This window comes from Frigoribacterium sp. MEB024 (assembly GCF_000878135.1).
In the GTDB taxonomy this organism is placed as follows: domain Bacteria; phylum Actinomycetota; class Actinomycetes; order Actinomycetales; family Microbacteriaceae; genus Frigoribacterium.
On the sequence record NZ_JXQZ01000007.1, the window covers coordinates 1 to 16,610 of the forward strand.

Genomic DNA, 16,610 nt, shown 5'->3' on the forward strand with positions numbered 1-16,610 from the left:
CCGCGGCCGTCGAGCGGGCCGACGCTGCGGGTGTCGTCGAGGCCGCGCGCCTCGCCGCGGCGGCCGCCGTGGCCTCGTTCCCGACGTCGGCCCCGGGGGCACGGGGGGTCGTCGGACCCGGTCGTGAGCCGGGCGTCGTGGGGGCGACCGAGGTGACGGCCGCGTCGTTCCGGGCACCGCGCCTCCTGAGCGACGACGTCCACGACGCGCTGCTCAAGGTCGTCCTCGACGGCACCCTGGGCCCGGGCGAGCGTCTCGTCGACGACGAGCTGATCGCCTGGTTGGGGGTGTCGCGCACGCCCATCCGAGCGGCACTCGAGCGGCTCAGCGACGTGGGCGTCGTCGAGCTGGCCGCCAATCGCTACACCCGTGTGGCCCGACCCGACCGGGCCTCGTTCGAGGAGGCGCGGCGCCTGTGTTCGGGACTGCTCGCCTGGTCGGCGCTCCGGGGGGACCCGTCGGCGTCGGCGGTCGGCCCGCTCGATCGCTCCGTGTCCGTGTCCGTGGCCGTGCCCGTGTCCGTGGCCGTGGCCCCGCGGGACGTGGCGCTGCCGGACGGGAGCGAGCCGATCACCCTCGCGGCGTTCTCGTGGTTGATGCGGCAGGCCCGACGGGTCGCCCTCGTGCCGCAGGTCGGCGCCCTCGCCCACGAGGTCGACCGACTCGAGCCGCGACTCGCGCACGCCGTGGTCGCCCGGCGGGGCCGTCTCCGCCCCGGGGCGTGGCAGGCCTTCGAGCGAGCGGCCGGTGTCGCAGGTGGCCCGGACGGCCGTCGCCGCGCCGAGGCCGTGCGCGGGTTGCTCGCCTCGATCGACATCGAGGCGGTGGAGCCTCAGTAGGCGCCGGTCGGCCGCAGGACGGCCCCGATCGTCCGGACGAGGACGCGGGCGTCGGTCGACGGCGTCCACGCGTGGACGTAGGCGAGGTCGAGTCGCAGGCCGGCGTCCCAGTCGAGATCGGAACGGCCGCCGACCTGCCACGGGCCGGTGAGCCCGGGCAGGACGAGCAGGCGGGCCCTCGCGCGGCCGCAGTACTGGTCGACCTCGCGGGGCAGGGCGGGGCGGGGCCCTACCAGGCTCATCTCGCCCCGCAGCACGTTGACGAGCTGGGGCAGCTCGTCGAGCGAGTGCCGCCGCAGGAGGCGCCCGACGCGGGTCACCCTCGGGTCGGCCCGCAGCTTGAAGAGCGGCCCGTCGGCGTCGTTCGTCCCCGGCATCGGGTGCTCGGTCGTTGCTTCGGCGTGCATCGACCGGAACTTCAGCAGCGTGAAGGGGCGGCCACCGAGACCGCACCGCTCTTGACGGAAGAGCGCGGGGCCGGGGCTGTCGAGCACGATCGCGAGGGCCAGCAGCGCGAAGAGGGGGGCGAGGGACAGCAGGGCCAGGGCCGATCCCACGGCGTCGACGAGTCGCTTCAGGCGACGAGCCGTCGCGCGACGGGCACGAGGGACGGTCGCCACGGTCAGGGGGTCGTGGGCGTCACCCCGGTGGTGCCGCGGGCGGGTGGCGGAGCCGGGCCGCGGTGGTGCCACCACGATCCGGTGGGTGGTGAGTCTCGTGGTGCTCGTCATCGCGCGCGGGTGTCCTCCTCGACCTGGCATGGGGCATGAATGCCTTAAATATTGCACAGACGTTGAACATTCGGAAGACCCGTCGGTGTCGGCGGCCGGGGTTACGATCGCGGCATGGACAACTCCGTGCCGGCCCCCGCTGCGTCCCGGGTCGACACCGTCTACCACCCCGACGGTCCCCTCGACGTCCGGGCCGTGTTGAGGCCCCTCGGCCGGGGTTCGGGCGATCCCACGTTCCGGGTCGTGGGGGGCAGCGTGTGGCGGGGCGTGCGCACGCCCCTCGGCGAGGCGACCCTGTGCGTCACCCCGACCCGCGCCTCCTCGGCGGTCGGCGCGAGCGCCTGGGGGCCGGGCGCCGAGTGGGCCATCGAGAACGTGCCCGAGATGCTCGGCCGCGGCGACGACTGGTCGGGCCTCGACGTCTCGGCCAACCCGTTCCTCGCCGACGCCCGCCGACGGCTGCCGGGGTTGCGGCTGACCCGCACCAACCAGGTGCTGCAGATGCTCGTCCCCGCCGTCCTCGAGCAGAAGGTCACGAGCGTCGAGGCCTGGCGTGCCTGGCGCGAACTCGTTCGTCGTCACGGCACGCCGGCGCCCGGTCCGGCGCCCGAGGGGCTCGTCGTCCCGCCGGACGCCCAGGGCTGGCGTCGCATCCCGAGCTGGGAGTGGCACCGGGCCGGTGTCGGTCCCCAGCGGTCGGCGACCGTCATGAGGGTCTGCGCGGTGGCACCCGCACTCGAGCGCACGCTCGCCGTCGGTCGGGGTGGCGACGAGGTCGCGACGCGCCTCCGGTCGATCCCGGGCGTGGGCGTCTGGACCGCCGCCGAGACGACCCAGCGTGCCCACGGCGACCCCGACAGTCCCAGCGTGGGCGACTACCACCTGCCCGCCGTGGTCGGGTGGGCGCTCATCGGTCGTCCCGTCGACGACGACGGCATGCTCGAGCTGCTCGAGCCCTGGCGCGGCCACCGCGAACGCGTCATGCGGCTGATCACGGGCAGCGGGTTCTCGAAGCCGAGGTTCGGCCCGCGCATGACCATCCAGGACCACCGCTCCCACTGACGCGGTCGTCGGCCGAGACGGTCACGCGTCCGCGTCGGGACGCCGAGGAGGCGCGGGTCAGCCCTGCGGGTCGGGCGACGCGTCCGTGCCGATCGCCTCGAGCACGCGGCCCGAGAACGCCTGGACGACCTCGGCGTCCGCCCCGAGCACGTCCGCGAAGTACCTCTTGATGGCGGCCGTGTGGCCTCGGGTCGCGGCGAGCATGGCCCGACGGCCGTCCGGGGTCAGCTCGACCCAGGTGCCGCGCGCGTCGGACGCGCACTCGGTGCGACGCACCAGCCCGCGGCGCTCCATGCGGGTGACCTGGTGGCTGACCCGGCTCTTCTCCCAGCCGATCTGCTCGGCGATGTCGCGCACGCGCGAGCGCCGGTCGCTGCTGCGACCGAGGCCGACGAGGATCTCGTACTCGGGGGCGGAGACGCCCGAGTCGCTCTGGAGGCGGACTTCGAGGGCACGGTCGAGCCGTCGTCTCATGGCGTAGAACGAGTCCCAGACGACCCACTCCTCGTCGGTGAGTTCGTCGGCCATTCGCCCAGTGTAGGGACGGTGGTGCGGCATATCCTCGACCCATGTCCGATGTGCACGCCGACGATGTCACGCAGCAGACCGTCGAGACGGCCCGTCGCTGGTGGGACGCCGCGCGTGCCGTCCCGGTGCAGGGTCCGGCCGCCCGTCTGACCGAGGTGCTGCGCGACCCCCGCGGGCTCGACTTCGCCCGCGACTTCGCCGACCGCGTCGTCCGCCCCGAAGACGACCGGGCGGCCGCGTCCGCGCTCGACTCGCTCAGCCGCCGCACTCCGGCGCTGCTGCCCTGGCACCTGCGGGCGGCGATCTCGTTCGGCGGCGGCTTCGGCCCGCTCGCCCCCAAGCCGATCATGCCGGTCGCACGGCGGGCGCTGCGCCACATGGTCGGACACCTGCTCGTCGACGCGCCACCCGAGAAGCTCACGCAGGCCCTCGCCGGCCTGCGGAACGACGGCGTCCGGCTCGACCTGACCGCCTGGGGGCCCGTGGTGTCGGGGCCGACCCAGGCCGAGCGGCGCGTCGCCGCGGTCCGGGCCCTGATCGAGCGGCCCGACGTCGAACGCGTCACGACGACCGTCCGCGAGCTCGTCGGACCGACCTCGCCGTGGGCCTTCGACGAGACGAGCGACCTGGCCGAGTCGACGCTCGGGCCCCTGCTCGAGCTCGCGGCCTCGACGGGCACCCTCCTCACCCTCGGCGTCGACCGGCACGCCGACGTCGACCTCACGATCGACGTCTTCACCCGACTGCTCGACCGCCCCGGGCTCGAGTCCGTCACGGCGGGCATCGTCGTCCAGTCGTACGTCCCCGAGGCGCTCGACTCGTTGCGGCTGCTCACCGACTGGGCCCGGGACCGTGTCGACCGGGGCGGCGCCCCGATCTCGGTCCGGCTGGTCAAGGGCGGCTCGCGCCGTGACGAGATCGTCGACGCCCGCCTGCACGACTGGCCCGTCGTCACCTTCGAGGCCAAGCACGAGACCGACGCCAGCCACCTCCGGCTGGTCGAGTTCGCCCTGAGGCCCGAGAACGCCGCGGTCGCCCGGGTCGGACTCGCCGGGCACGACGTCTTCGACCTGGCCCACGCCGTCACGGTCGCCCGTCGCCACGGCACCGAGCACCTGCTCGACGTCGAGATGTGGCTGGGGTCCGCGGCCGGTCTCGCCGAGGTCGTCCGCTCCGAGCTCGGTTCGCTCGTCCTCCAGGCGCCGGTGATCGTCTCCGGCGAGTTCGACTCCGCCGTGCGACACCTGGTGGGCCGGCTGGACGCGCTCGCCGACCCCGAGGGATTCCTCTCGAGCACCCTCGACGTCGACCACGAGGCCGCGTTCGCCCGCGAGGCTCGTCGGCACGACCGGGCCGTCGCGGCCGTCTCCGAGCTGCCCTCCGCGCCGCGGCGGCGACGGGACCGGTCCGGGCCGCTCGACGAGGGCCCCGACCACGTCGTCGACTTCGCGGCCGAGGCCGACACCGATCCCTCGCTCGACGGCAACCGCCGGTGGGCCCGGGGCGTGCTCGGGCGCGCTCGTCGGTCGGTCGCCGGCGTCGAGACCGCCGACGCGGCCCCCTCCCTCGGGCTCGCGTCCCCGGACGACGCAGCACTCGACGACGCAGCCCTCGAGGCCGTCGTGACCCGCGCCTCCGCGGCCGGGGCGGCCTGGGGCGGCCAAGACCCCGAGACCCGTGCCGAACTCCTCGACCTCGCGGGCCGCGAGCTCGCGCTGCGGCGCTCGCGCCTCGTCGAGGTGTGCGTCAGCGAGTCCGGCTCGACCCTGTCCGAGGCCGACCACGAGGTCGGTGCGGCCGTCGACTCGGCCCACCGGCTGGCGATCCTGACCCGCGACCTCGCGACCGTCGACACGGCCGAGCACCGGCCCCCGCGGCTCACGGTCGTCGTGCCCGACCTCGTCACGCCCGTCGCCAGCACGGTCGAGGGAGTGCTCGCGGCGTTCGGTGCCGGCAGCGCGGTCGTCGTCCACCTGCCCCCCAGCCGACGGCGGGCGGTCGCCGTCGTCGCCGAGGCGCTCTGGGCGGTCGGCGTCCCCGACTCGCTCCTCGCCCTGGTCGTCGCCGACGGTCCCGACCACGAACGGGCCCTGCTGACCCACCCCGTGGTCGACCGGGTCGTCGCCCACGTGCCGGTCGAGACGGCCGTCGGCCTCCGCGACGTACGCCCCGACCTCGACCTCGCCGTGCGGACCCGGGGGGTCACCTCGATCGTCGTCACCCCCTCGGCCGACCTCGAACTCGCCGCCGCGGACGTCGTCGCGAGCGTCGTCGACCACGCCGGCCGCGGCCACGGTGCGCTCGACCTCGTGCTCGCCGTCGGTTCCGTCGGTCACGGCGAGACGTTCCGCCGCCTGCTGCGCGAGGCCTTCGAGGCGGTCGTCGTCGGTCCGGCCGACGACGTCGCCACCGTGATGGGGCCGCTCGCCTCCGCCCCGACCGGGTCCGAGCTCGGCGTGCTGACCGTGCTCGGGCCCGGCGAGTCGTGGTTGCTCGAGCCGCGTCCGCTCGACGGGACCGGGGCCCTCTGCTCGCCGGGCGTGCGCGACGGCGTCGACCCTCAAGGGGCCTTCGCCTCGAGCGCTCACGGGGTGCCCGTCGTCGGTCTCGTCGCCGTCGAGACGCTCGCCGAGGCGGTCGCGGTGCAGAACGCCGAGAGCGGTGGCGACGTGGCGGGCCTGCACTCCCTCGACGTCGACGAGATCGACGACTGGCTGCACACCGTGCGGGCGGGCGACCTCGTCGTCGGTGGTCCGACGACGGGTGCGCGGGTGCGCCGCAGGCCCACCGGCGGGTGGGGCCGACGGGCGATCGGTCGGGGCCTCAAGCCCGGCGGCCCGAACGCCCTGATCGGCCAGGGGGCCTGGCGGCACCGTCCCCACGACCCGCGCCCCTCGCTGCGCCTGCACGACGTCTCCGAGGGAGTCACCCGCCTGGTCGACGCGGCCCGACCGACCCTGTCGTTCGAGCAGTTCGACTCGCTGCGCACGGCCGTCGAGAGCGACCAGCGTGCCTGGCAGTCCGAGTTCGGGCTGGCCCGTGACGTCACCGGCCTCGTGGTCGAGCGCAACGTGCTGCGCTACCGACCGCACCCGGTCACGGTGCGACTCTCCTCCGGCGCCGACCCGGCGGCGCTCGTCCGGCTCGTCGCCGCCGGTGCGAGGGCGGGGTCGACCCTGGCCGTCAGCTCGGCCGTGCCGTTGCCGGCGGGGCTCGTGCACCTGTGGCGCGCCTCCTCGTCCCCGGTGCGCGTGCGCGACGTCGTCGTCGAGAGCGACGAGGCGTTCGTCGCACGGGCCGCCGCGGGGGCCCTGCAGGGCGCCACGGCCGAGGCGGCCGGTCCGGACGTGCTCGACCTGCTGGCCGAGGCCGCCGGGGGTGAGCGGGCCTCCGTCGACGGGGGTCGGGTCGACGACTCGAGGCCGGCCCCGTCACCCGAGGCGGTTGCCGCCTACCGCGGCCTGCGCATCCGGATGATCGGCGGAGACCCCGCCGCGCTCGCCCGGGTGCTCCGGGGCAGTCCCGACGTGACGATCTACTCGGGCGAGGTGACCGAAGAGGGGCGGATCGAACTGCTGGCGTTCGTGCGAGAGCAGTCGGTCTCGCTGACGGCGCATCGGTACGGCCGTCTCGACCCCGCGCTGGCCGACCTGCGGCTCTGATCGCGGCGGGTCGGCGTGGGGCCGCAGTCGGGCCGCCGTCAGGTCGCCGTCGGGTTGCCGTCAGGCCGAGCGGCGGCTGATGAGCTTCGACAGCACGATCGCGCTGCGCGTGTGGTCGACGTTCGGGGCGTTGCGCACGCGTTCGAGGGCCTCTTCGAGCGACGGGATGTCGCGGCTGCGCATGTGGACGATGGCGTCGGCGCTGCCCGTCACCGTGCCGGCGTCGACGACCTCGGGCACCGTGCCGAGGATGCGTTGCAGTTCTTGGGGCGAGACGGTGCCGCGGCAGAACAGCTCGACGTAGGCCTCGGTGCCGAGCCCGTCCACGGCGGGGTCGACCTGCACGGTGAACCCCTTGATCACCCCGTCGGCGACCAGGCGGTCGACGCGGCGCTTGACCGCCGAGGCGCTGAGGCCCACCGAGGCGCCGATGTCGCCGTACCCGGCACGGGCGTTCTGGCGCAGGAGGTCGATGATGCCGTAGTCGAGATTGTCCACGACAGCATGGTACGCGGATAAGATGCATCGAAGCTGACAAATACGCAAGAATATTGCGCGAGAGCCCGTCCTCGTGCGCGCTCGCGATGTGACACTGATCCGGTGAGCCTGACGATCGAACCCTCCGACCTGCCCGACGCGACCGCCCGACGGGACGCCGCCCGCGTGGCGAGCCACCGCACCATCTTGATGTGCCGACCGGAGCACTTCACCGTCAGCTACAAGATCAACCCGTGGATGGACCCCACGCAGCCGACCGACACCTCGTTGGCGCTGGCCCAGTGGCAGACCCTCTACGACACCTACGTCGGCCTCGGGTTCGACGTCGAGCTTATCGACCCCGAAGAGGGCCTGCCGGACATGGTCTACGCGGCCAACGGCGGCTTCGTCCTCGACGGCGTCGCGTACGGTGCACGCTTCACCTACCCCGAGCGCCAGGCCGAGGGCCCGGCCTACATGCGCTGGTTCGCCTCGGCCGGCTTCGAGGTGGCCGAGCCCGCCGAGACCAACGAGGGCGAGGGGGACTTCCTGCTGGTCGGCGACGTCATCCTGGCCGGGACCGGCTTCCGCAGCGACTCGAGCTCGCACGACGAGATCGGTTGCGTCTTTGGGCGCGAGGTCGTCAGCCTCACCCTCGTGAACCCGAGCTTCTACCACCTGGACACCGCCATCGCCGTGCTCGACCCCGAGCCGGTGGACGGCCGTCACACCATCGCGTACCTCGAGAGCGCGTTCGACGACGCCTCGCTGGCGATCTTGCGGCAGCGCTTCCCGGACGCGATCCTCGTCAGCGAGGAGGACGCGGCCATCCTCGGGCTCAACTCGTACTCGGACGGCTACAACGTCGTGATCGCCGCCCGGGCGACGGGTTTCGAGCGGCAGCTGCGTGAGCGGGGCTACAACCCGATCGGCGTCGACCTCTCGGAACTGCTGCTTGGCGGCGGCGGCGTCAAGTGCTGCACCCTCGAGCTCCGTCGCTGACCGTCAGGCCGGTGGTCGCGCGAAGAGGTAGACGACGCTGCGTCCGGTGCGGTGCTCCTGCCGGATCTCGTAGCCCTCGTCGCGCAGCTGGCGCAGGTCGGCCTCGCTGAGGACGTCGACCGAGAGGCGTGCGATCCACAGGCGGTCGACCGACGACAGTCGGTCGGCGAGCTCGACGGCGTCGTCCTCGTCGTCGAGACGCAGGGTGACGTCCGAGTACGAGCCCGACGGCAGCCCCGACCGCACGAAGGCGACGTCGTCGAGCTCGGCGAAGCGCTCCGGGTAGGCGTAGATCGCCTGACGGGGTCGTGTCGACACAGTGCCGGTCGCGTCGAGCAGGAACGCGTCGCCCGGACGGGCCTGGCTCTCGATGTAGCTCGAGAGCTGGGAGAGGTCGCTGCCGCCCCCCTTGCCGGTCGGCAGCCGCTGCAGCACGTAGGTCGGGACCGAGGCCGTCACCAGCAGGGCGACGAGGGCGATGCTGATCCAGCGCCGCCGGAAGCCGGTGACGGCGACCGCCAGCAGCAGGCACATGCCCGGCGCCGAGAAGGTCACCAGTCTCGACGTGTACACGGGCGCCAGGACGAGCCCCAGCGCGAGCAGCAGTCCGGCGGGCAGCGCGACCCAGAGCGCGCCGAGCAACACCACGCTGCCCGGCGTCCTCGACCGGTCGCGGAGGCGGGTGCCGAGAAGGATGAGCAGGACCGCCGAGACGACGGCGAACGCCAGGCCCGTCACGAACCACGGTTCGACCAGGACCGTCCACCAGGTGACGTCGGCACCCGTCGACGGGTCGGCCACCCCCAGGAGGCGCGAGCGCTCGGCGAGGACCGTCCCGATGACCGGCGAGGTCACGAACAGGGCCGCCCCGGTCGAGACGGACCAGCCGAGGAGGCGGTGGCGGGCTCCCCGACGTCGGCGCTGTGCCGGCGCCAGCAGCAGGAAGACGCCGTGCACCACGATGATCAGGCCGAGAGGCACGAAGGTCGCGATCGACCCGGCGAGGACGGCGCCGTACCCGATCCACCAGCGTCGACGGTGACGCCGGGAGGCCACCAGCAGCAGCACGGTCACCCAGACGGCCAGCGCGGCCGAGAGCGCGTAGGGACGCGCCTCGGCGGCCTCGAGCGTGAAGCGGGGCAACACCGCGAAGATCGCCGCGGCCAGGAGCGCGGTGCGACGGGTCGTCAGCATGCGCGTCAGGACGAGCACACCGGCGGCCCCGGCCCCGACGAAGACGGCCGACGGGAACCTCGCGGCCACCTCGGCCTCGCCGAAGGCGCCGATCCAGAAGTGCATGACGAGGTAGTAGACCGTGTGCACCGCGTCGCGCTGGTGCACGAACGCCAGCAACTCGCCGAGGGGGAGGCGCGCCACCTGCAACGTCGTCGCCTCGTCGCTCCAGTACGAGGGCACCCAGCTGAAGGCGGCCCCGAGCAGCAGCGCCGCGAGGCCGGCGACGAGCGGGTCGAGCCAGCGGCTGCGGAGGGAGACGACCGCGGGGTCGTGTCCGATGCTCACGCGGCCGTCCTGCCGTTAAACGAGTCAGGCCCCGCCTGAGCGGGGCCTTCTGTGGCTGGACACGGCATCGATCCGTGGACCTTTCGATTTTCAGTCGAACGCTCTACCAACTGAGCTACCCAGCCGTGAGGGCCTGAAGCCCCCAGGCGATGAACTCGCCTTGGCGACCCTGACCGGACTTGAACCGGCGACCTCCGCCGTGACAGGGCGGCGCGCTAACCAACTGCGCTACAGGGCCAAACTTGCTGCTGTGAGACAGCGTACTCGATGTTCTGTTGTGATTGGTGCAGATGGTGCCTCGGTGCTGTGTCGCTGGTGACCCCAACGGGATTCGAACCCGTGCTGCCGCCGTGAAAGGGCGGTGTCCTAGGCCACTAAACGATGGGGCCGTGTCCGAGGACGTCATAGCAACCGATCACAGAGCATACGGATGATCGCGGGCAAAAGCAAAACGGGGGCGACGCGGATCGACGCGTGCGCCTCCTCGTCCCCCGTTCTGGTCACGCGACTCGCCCGCCACTCCGTCGCGATTGCCCGGCGATCGTCGGAGCGGAGGCTAGTTTCAAGTCGTTCTTGAGAGTTCGGGCCCGCCCCCGGGTCGGCCCGCCCGTCGCCACCGCCTGCGGTGCTGTACGGGATCGCGCGCCCGGGTTACCGTGTCCCACACGGCGACCACCGGTTCACGGACTCGACGCCGTCACGACGAATCGGACCCACTCGATGACCACCACCCGCCGACCCGGTCGAGCCCGCCTGGCGAGCCTCACGTCGGGTCCCCTCGCGCCGTCGTCGCGACTCGCCCGCGTCGTCGTCTCGATCGCCGCCGCGTCCCTGTTGCTCACCGCGGGCGTCGTCGGACTGCCCGCGTCGTCGGCCCACGCCGCCTCCTACCCCTCGTGGGAGGACGTCCAGAAGGCGCGGGGCGACGAGACCGCGAAGCAGGCCGAGATCACCAACCTCGAGGGCATCCTCACCCAGATGCAGTCGGACCTCGACGCCAAGAACGCCGAGGCCGAGAAGCGGGGCGACGAGCTGCAGAAGGCCCAGTCCGCGTACGACGACGCCCAGTACAAGACCGCGCAGCTGCAGTCGCAGGCCGACGCCGCCGACGAGGTGGCCGCCGCCAGCGAGGAGCGCGCGGGTCAGCTCGCCGCCCAGCTCGGTCGCTCCGGTGGCACGAACGGCGTCAGCGGCAGCCTGATCGCCGACCCGGGTGAGGCCGGGCAGCTGCTCTACAAGCTCGGCGCGATGAGCAAGCTCACCGAGCAGGCCGACGGCATCTACTCGCAGGCCACCCAGGACCGCAACACCGCCCAGGGGCTGAGCGGCCAGGCCGCCGTCGCCGAGGCCGCCCTCGCCGTGCTGGCCGACACCGCGCAGAAGGCCCTGGCCGACGCGAACGACGCCGCCCAGGCCGCGAGCGACGCCCTCGCCGCGCAGCAGGAGAACCAGGCGCGGCTCCAGGCCCAGCTCGAGACCCTCAAGACCAACGTCGACCACACCGAGGCCGAGTACCAGAAGGGCGTCGAGGAGTCCCGGGCGGCCGCGGCCGCCGCAGCGGCGGCGACCGCCGGCACGGCCCTCGGGGTCGTCTCGCCCCAGGGCTGGACCCGCCCGGCCGGCGGCAACATCTCGAGTGGCTTCGGCATGCGAGTCAACCCGGTGACGCACGCGTACATCCTGCACGCGGGCACCGACCTCGCCGCGGGCTGCAACTCGCCGATCTACGCCGCGACCGCGGGCGTCGTCACCTACGCCGGCTGGTACGGCGGCTACGGCAACTTCGTGTTGATCGACCACGGCAACGGCTTCACGACCGGGTACGGCCACCAGCCGAACGGCGGCATCATGGTCAGCGTCGGGCAGGCCGTCGGCACCGGCCAGCAGATCGGTCACGTCGGCTCGACCGGCAACTCGACCGGTTGCCATCTGCACTTCGAGACCCGCGTCGGCGGCGTCGCGCAGAACCCGCAGCCGTTCATGGCCGACCGCGGCATCCGCCTGTAGGCACCGTCCGCGGACGGCGGCACGACGTAGGGCCCGACACCACCTGGTGTCGGGCCCTACGTCATGCCGTGGTGCGGGAGGTCAGTGTCCCTCGTCGGCCAGCTTCGTGATGCCGGCCTCGACGATGGCCTCGGCCTCGGCGGCGTCGCCCCAGCCCTCGGTCTTGACCCACTTGCCGGGCTCGAGGTCCTTGTAGTGCTCGAAGAAGTGCTCGATCTCTTTACGCAGGTACTCGGGCACGTCGGTGACGTCCTGGATGTGCTCCCAGCGCGGGTCCTTCGCGGGGACGGCGATGACCTTGGCGTCGCTGCCGCCGTCGTCGGTCATGTTGAAGACGCCGACCGGACGCACCTTGACGCCCACGCCCGGGAAGAGCGGGTAGTCGAGCAGCACGAGCACGTCGACGGGGTCGCCGTCGAGGCCGAGCGTGTTCTCGAAGAAGCCGTAGTCGGTCGGGTAGACGAACCCGGTGAACAGGACGCGGTCGAGGTAGACGCGACCGGTCTCGTGGTCGACCTCGTACTTGTTGCGGCTGCCTTTGGGGATCTCGATCACGGCGTCGTACGCGGCCATGGGTGTGCTCCTTGCGATGCGTCGTTGGGGGGTCCGACCCGACGGGTCGGCGGTGTCGCTAACGTTACAAGATGCCCGACAGACCCCGCCTGACCCCCGCGACGGCCGACGTCCGACGTGCCGTGCGCGCCTCCTTGTCCGGTCACGACGAGGGCGACCTCGTGCTCGTCGCGCTGAGCGGCGGGCCGGACTCCCTCGCGCTCGCCGCGGGGCTCGCGTTCGAGGCGCCGCGTGCGGGGCTGCGCGCCGGCGCGGTCGTCGTCGACCACGACCTGCAGGGCGACTCGCGCACCGTCGCCGCACGTGCGGCCGAGCAGGCCCGCGGCCTCGGGCTCGACCCCGTCGTCGTCGTCCGGGTCACGGTCGGCACCGAGGGCGGCCCCGAGGCGGCGGCCCGCACGGCCCGCTACGACGCGCTCGCGTCCGTCGCCGCCGAGCAGGGCGCCCGCACCGTGCTGCTCGGCCACACCCGCGACGACCAGGCCGAGACGGTGCTGCTCGGCCTCACCCGGGGCAGCGGTGCGACGAGCCTGAGTGGCATGGAGGCGCGCTCGGGCCTGTACGCCCGCCCCCTCCTGGCCGTCGGCCGCTCGACCACGGCGGCGGCGTGCACCGACGCCGGCCTCGAGGCCTGGGCCGATCCGCACAACGACGATCCGACCTTCACGCGGGTGCGGCTGCGGCGGACCGTCCTGCCGATGCTCGAGCGCGAGCTGGGCCCGGGCATCACCGAGGCCCTGGCGCGCACGGCGGACGCGCTGCGCGAGGACTCGTCCGCCCTCGACCACTTCGCCGACGAACTGGCCGAAGAACTGGCCGACCACGCCGAGGCGGGCATCTCGCTCGACGTCCGGGGGCTCGCCACGAACCCGGCGGCCCTGCGCCAGCGACTGATCCGGCTCGCGGTGCAGAGCGAGTTCGGGGTCTCGCTCAGCCGCGTCCAGACCCTCGAGGTCGCCCGGCTGGTGACGGACTGGCACGGGCAGGGGGCGGTGTCGCTGCCGGGCATTACAGTGGAACGCACCGGAGGCGCGCTGCACTTCTCGGCGACCGGCGCCTCCTGAGACCCCCCTCGGCACCCCACGACCCCAGGAGCACGACACCACCATGGAACTCAGCGACATCGAGGCCGACCTGACCAGCGTGCTCTACACCGAAGAGCAGATCCACGCCAAGATCGCCGAGGTCGCCCGGCAGGTCGAGGCCGACTACGTCGGTCGCGAGCCGCTGCTGGTGGGCGTCCTCAAGGGCGCCGTCATGGTCATGGCCGACTTCTCGCGCGAGCTCAAGCTGGCCTCGGCCATGGACTGGATGGCCGTCTCGTCGTACGGCTCGGGCACCAAGTCGTCGGGTGTCGTCCGCATCCTCAAAGACCTCGACAGCGACCTGCACGGCCGCGACGTCATCATCGTCGAGGACATCATCGACTCGGGCCTGACGCTGTCGTGGCTGCTCGAGAACCTGCAGAAGCGCGGGGCGGCGTCGGTCGAGATCTTCGCGCTCTTCCGCAAGCCGGCCGCCGCCAAGGTCGCCGTCGACGTCAAGTACGTCGGCTTCGAGATCCCGAACGACTTCGTCATCGGCTACGGCCTCGACTACGACGAGAAGTACCGCAACCTGCGCGGTGTCGGGGTGCTGGCCCCGCACGTCTACAGCTAGCGGTCCGCTCCCGGGCGGGGCCGATCAAGCCCTCGGCGAACACCCATCCAGGGCATAGCAGCCCCGATGTACCCTTTTGCTCACGTTCTTCCTGCAGAAAGGTGTCGGGCGTCGCCCGTACTGACATGGACTTCAAGAAACTCTTCCGCGGTCCGATCATCTACATCGTGATCGCGGTCATCGGCATCGGCATCGGGTGGAGCCTCATCAGCGGGGCGGGCACGACCCAGATCTCGACCCAGAAGGGCCTCGAGGCGATCCAGACCGACAAGGTCAAGTCGGCGACGATCTTCAGCAACGAGCAGCGCGTCGACCTCGTCCTGAAGGACGGCGACAAGGCCGAGCAGTTCTACTACGCGACGCCGCGTGGCTCCGAGGTCGTCGACGCCGTCACCGATGCGAACCTCGAGAACTTCGACGACACCGTCACGCAGACCAGCTGGTTCATGTCGCTGCTCAGCATCCTGCTGCCGTTCCTCATCATCGGCGTCATCTTCTGGTTCCTGCTCTCGTCCATGCAGGGCGGTGGCAGCAAGGTCATGCAGTTCGGCAAGTCCAAGGCCAAGCTGGCCTCGAAAGAGACGCCGCAGGTCATGTTCACCGACGTCGCCGGGGCCGACGAGGCGATCGAAGAGCTCGAAGAGATCAAAGAGTTCCTGAAAGAGCCGGCCAAGTTCCAGGCCGTCGGCGCCCGCATCCCCAAGGGCGTGCTGCTCTACGGCCCTCCCGGCACCGGCAAGACCCTGCTCGCCCGCGCCGTCGCCGGCGAGGCCGGCGTGCCCTTCTTCTCGATCTCGGGGTCGGACTTCGTCGAGATGTTCGTCGGCGTCGGCGCCAGCCGCGTCCGCGACCTGTTCGAACAGGCCAAGCAGAACAGCCCGGCGATCATCTTCGTCGACGAGATCGACGCCGTCGGTCGTCACCGCGGTGCCGGCATCGGCGGCGGCAACGACGAGCGCGAGCAGACCCTCAACCAGCTGCTGGTCGAGATGGACGGCTTCGACGTCAAGACCAACGTCATCCTGATCGCCGCGACCAACCGTCCCGACGTGCTCGACCCGGCCCTGCTGCGCCCCGGTCGCTTCGACCGCCAGATCGGCGTCGACGCTCCGGGCCTCGACGGCCGCAAGCAGATCCTCGAGGTGCACGGCAAGGGCAAGCCCCTCGCCGCCTCGGTCAACCTCGAGGTCCTGGCCCGCAAGACGCCCGGCTTCACGGGTGCCGACCTGGCCAACGTCCTCAACGAGGCCGCCCTGCTGACGGCACGCTCGAACGCGCAGCTGATCGACAACCGCGCCCTCGACGAGGCCGTCGACCGCGTCATGGCCGGTCCGCAGCGCCGCAGCCGCATCATGAACGACCACGAGAAGCTCATCACCGCGTACCACGAGGGTGGTCACGCCCTCGCCGCCGCGGCGATGCGCCACACCGACCCCGTGACCAAGATCACGATCCTGCCCCGCGGTCGTGCCCTGGGCTACACGATGGTCCTCCCCCTCGAAGACAAGTACTCGGTCACCCGCAACGAGCTGCTCGACCAGCTCACGTACGCCATGGGCGGTCGTGTCGCCGAAGAGCTCGTCTTCCACGACCCGACCACCGGCGCCTCGAACGACATCGAGAAGGCCACGGCGACCGCCCGCAAGATGGTCACCGAGTACGGCATGAGCAACAAGGTCGGTTCGGTCAAGCTCGGCCAGGCGTCGGGCGAGATGATGATGGGCCGCGACGGCAGCTCGCGCGACTACTCCGAGAACATCGCCGAGACGGTCGACGCCGAGGTGCGCGTGCTGCTCGAGCAGGCGCACGACGAGGCGTGGCAGGTCATCAACGACAACCGCGACGTGCTCGACTTCCTCGCCCGCGAGCTGCTCGAGAAAGAGACGCTCGACCACGACGAGCTGGCCGAGATCTTCAAGGACGTCCGCAAGCTCCCCGAGCGTCCCCAGTGGCTCTCGAGCGACAAGCGTCCGGTGTCGGACCGCCCGGCGATCCCCATGCCGACGAAGTCGCCCGTCGACGCCGAAGCCGTCGACGGGGGCGTCGACTCCGAGCCGACGACCAAGCCGGCCCGCACGCGCCCGCCCCGCACGACGCCCGGCATCGCCACGGCCTGACGCACGACCGGCCCGACCGGCTGCGCCGAGGCGCAGCCGGTCGCTAGCCTGAGGGCTCGTCCCGAGCACCGAACGGAGGTACCGCTTCGTGACCGACCCGTCCCGCGGCACCCCCGCCGCGTCCGGTGACGACATCCGTCCGACCACTGCGGCCCGAGAGGGTGGCGACGCCCCGTCGAAGCGTCCTCGTGGTCGTGAGCGGTACCCGGCGGACGTCGTGGTCGACGCGCCACCCGCCTCTGCCCGGGCGGCCGCCGACGGGCTCGCCGCGGGTCCGATCACGCAGGGAAGACTCGTCCTGGCGCAGAACGAGACCGCGGCCGTCCGTCCTCCGGCCCAGTTGCCGCCCGTCACGCACACGCCCGCGACGACCCCCGCGACCAGCCTCCCCGCCGAGGTGCCCGTCGCCGCGCAGCCGCCCGCCGTGGCTGC

The 16,610-nt window shown here is 72.4% G+C and carries 13 protein-coding genes, 3 tRNA genes and 1 pseudogene; 9 read left to right on the top strand and 8 right to left on the bottom strand.

Annotated features, from left to right (window positions below; all coding sequences use genetic code 11):
- Positions 1 to 839: GntR family transcriptional regulator (locus SZ60_RS16240; RefSeq protein ID WP_369700679.1), on the top strand; the 839-nt coding region annotated here is incomplete at its 5' end.
- Here SZ60_RS16240 and SZ60_RS02045 read toward each other — a convergent pair.
- The gene (locus tag SZ60_RS02045; protein ID WP_231567031.1) at positions 833 to 1,570 is read right to left on the bottom strand and encodes a sugar transferase; all 738 of its coding nucleotides are present in this window, start codon (positions 1,568 to 1,570) and stop codon (positions 833 to 835) included. The two genes, SZ60_RS16240 and SZ60_RS02045, sit on opposite strands and share 7 nt — an antisense overlap.
- Before the next feature lie 114 nt (positions 1,571 to 1,684).
- Here SZ60_RS02045 and SZ60_RS02050 point away from each other — a divergent pair, with 114 nt between their 5' ends.
- Positions 1,685 to 2,632, top strand: coding sequence for a DNA-3-methyladenine glycosylase (locus tag SZ60_RS02050; protein WP_043593229.1), 948 nt, complete (start codon positions 1,685 to 1,687; stop codon positions 2,630 to 2,632).
- 57 nt (positions 2,633 to 2,689) lie between these two features.
- Here SZ60_RS02050 and SZ60_RS02055 read toward each other — a convergent pair whose 3' ends face one another.
- Complete coding sequence (locus SZ60_RS02055; protein ID WP_043593230.1) at positions 2,690 to 3,160, bottom strand: MarR family winged helix-turn-helix transcriptional regulator; 471 nt, start codon at positions 3,158 to 3,160, stop codon at positions 2,690 to 2,692.
- Between the two features lie 41 nt (positions 3,161 to 3,201).
- Here SZ60_RS02055 and SZ60_RS02060 point away from each other — a divergent pair, with 41 nt between their 5' ends.
- The gene (locus tag SZ60_RS02060) at positions 3,202 to 6,822 is read left to right on the top strand and encodes a proline dehydrogenase family protein (RefSeq protein WP_043593231.1); all 3,621 of its coding nucleotides are present in this window, start codon (positions 3,202 to 3,204) and stop codon (positions 6,820 to 6,822) included.
- A 60-nt stretch (positions 6,823 to 6,882) separates the two neighbouring features.
- On the opposite strand, the gene SZ60_RS02065 is transcribed toward SZ60_RS02060, so the two are convergent.
- Complete coding sequence (locus SZ60_RS02065) at positions 6,883 to 7,320, bottom strand: Lrp/AsnC family transcriptional regulator (protein ID WP_043593232.1); 438 nt, start codon at positions 7,318 to 7,320, stop codon at positions 6,883 to 6,885.
- Between the two features lie 102 nt (positions 7,321 to 7,422).
- Between SZ60_RS02065 and ddaH the strand changes: the two genes are divergently transcribed.
- Complete coding sequence (gene ddaH / locus SZ60_RS02070) at positions 7,423 to 8,301, top strand: dimethylargininase (protein ID WP_369700680.1); 879 nt, start codon at positions 7,423 to 7,425, stop codon at positions 8,299 to 8,301.
- Between the two features lie 3 nt (positions 8,302 to 8,304).
- Here ddaH and SZ60_RS02075 read toward each other — a convergent pair whose 3' ends face one another.
- From SZ60_RS02075 to SZ60_RS02090, 4 genes are all read right to left on the bottom strand, one after another.
- A complete protein-coding gene (locus SZ60_RS02075) occupies positions 8,305 to 9,822 on the bottom strand; it encodes a glycosyltransferase family 39 protein (RefSeq protein WP_052505091.1) in 1,518 nt (505 codons plus the stop codon).
- 52 nt (positions 9,823 to 9,874) lie between these two features.
- Positions 9,875 to 9,947: transfer RNA gene (locus SZ60_RS02080), tRNA-Phe, on the bottom strand.
- Between the two features lie 36 nt (positions 9,948 to 9,983).
- Positions 9,984 to 10,060 (bottom strand) — tRNA-Asp (locus tag SZ60_RS02085).
- Positions 10,061 to 10,135: 75 nt separating this feature from the next.
- Positions 10,136 to 10,211, bottom strand: a tRNA-Glu gene (locus SZ60_RS02090).
- 331 nt (positions 10,212 to 10,542) lie between these two features.
- On the opposite strand from SZ60_RS02090, the gene SZ60_RS02095 reads away from it, so the two are divergent.
- Positions 10,543 to 11,829 (top strand): M23 family metallopeptidase, encoded by a 1,287-nt coding sequence (locus tag SZ60_RS02095; RefSeq protein WP_052505092.1) that lies wholly within the window; start codon positions 10,543 to 10,545, stop codon positions 11,827 to 11,829.
- An 81-nt stretch (positions 11,830 to 11,910) separates the two neighbouring features.
- On the opposite strand, the gene ppa is transcribed toward SZ60_RS02095, so the two are convergent.
- Complete coding sequence (gene ppa, locus SZ60_RS02100; RefSeq protein ID WP_043593233.1) at positions 11,911 to 12,402, bottom strand: inorganic diphosphatase; 492 nt, start codon at positions 12,400 to 12,402, stop codon at positions 11,911 to 11,913.
- Positions 12,403 to 12,473: 71 nt separating this feature from the next.
- Here ppa and tilS point away from each other — a divergent pair, with 71 nt between their 5' ends.
- The 4 genes and pseudogenes from tilS to SZ60_RS02120 all read left to right on the top strand — a co-directional run.
- Positions 12,474 to 13,466: a tRNA lysidine(34) synthetase TilS gene (tilS, locus tag SZ60_RS02105; RefSeq protein WP_043593235.1), complete on the top strand. Its 993-nt coding sequence runs from the start codon at positions 12,474 to 12,476 to the stop codon at positions 13,464 to 13,466.
- 43 nt (positions 13,467 to 13,509) lie between these two features.
- A complete protein-coding gene (gene hpt, locus SZ60_RS02110) occupies positions 13,510 to 14,061 on the top strand; it encodes a hypoxanthine phosphoribosyltransferase (RefSeq protein WP_043593236.1) in 552 nt (183 codons plus the stop codon).
- A gap of 125 nt (positions 14,062 to 14,186) precedes the next feature.
- Positions 14,187 to 16,178 (top strand): ATP-dependent zinc metalloprotease FtsH, encoded by a 1,992-nt coding sequence (gene ftsH, locus SZ60_RS02115; protein WP_043593237.1) that lies wholly within the window; start codon positions 14,187 to 14,189, stop codon positions 16,176 to 16,178.
- An 88-nt stretch (positions 16,179 to 16,266) separates the two neighbouring features.
- Positions 16,267 to 16,610: pseudogene (locus SZ60_RS02120) on the top strand (hypothetical protein); the annotation flags it as partial.

Excerpts from the sequence above, each read along its gene's own strand:
- hpt (WP_043593236.1), top strand. The coding sequence starts at position 13,510 with ATGGAACTCAGCGACATCGAGGCCGACCTGACCAGCGTGCTCTACACC.
- SZ60_RS02055 (WP_043593230.1), bottom strand. The coding sequence starts at position 3,160 with ATGGCCGACGAACTCACCGACGAGGAGTGGGTCGTCTGGGACTCGTTC.
- ftsH (WP_043593237.1), top strand. The coding sequence starts at position 14,187 with ATGGACTTCAAGAAACTCTTCCGCGGTCCGATCATCTACATCGTGATC.
- SZ60_RS02060 (WP_043593231.1), top strand. The coding sequence starts at position 3,202 with ATGTCCGATGTGCACGCCGACGATGTCACGCAGCAGACCGTCGAGACG.
- SZ60_RS02045 (WP_231567031.1), bottom strand. The coding sequence starts at position 1,570 with ATGACGAGCACCACGAGACTCACCACCCACCGGATCGTGGTGGCACCA.
- tilS (WP_043593235.1), top strand. The coding sequence starts at position 12,474 with ATGCCCGACAGACCCCGCCTGACCCCCGCGACGGCCGACGTCCGACGT.
- SZ60_RS02050 (WP_043593229.1), top strand. The coding sequence starts at position 1,685 with ATGGACAACTCCGTGCCGGCCCCCGCTGCGTCCCGGGTCGACACCGTC.
- SZ60_RS02095 (WP_052505092.1), top strand. The coding sequence starts at position 10,543 with ATGACCACCACCCGCCGACCCGGTCGAGCCCGCCTGGCGAGCCTCACG.
- ppa (WP_043593233.1), bottom strand. The coding sequence starts at position 12,402 with ATGGCCGCGTACGACGCCGTGATCGAGATCCCCAAAGGCAGCCGCAAC.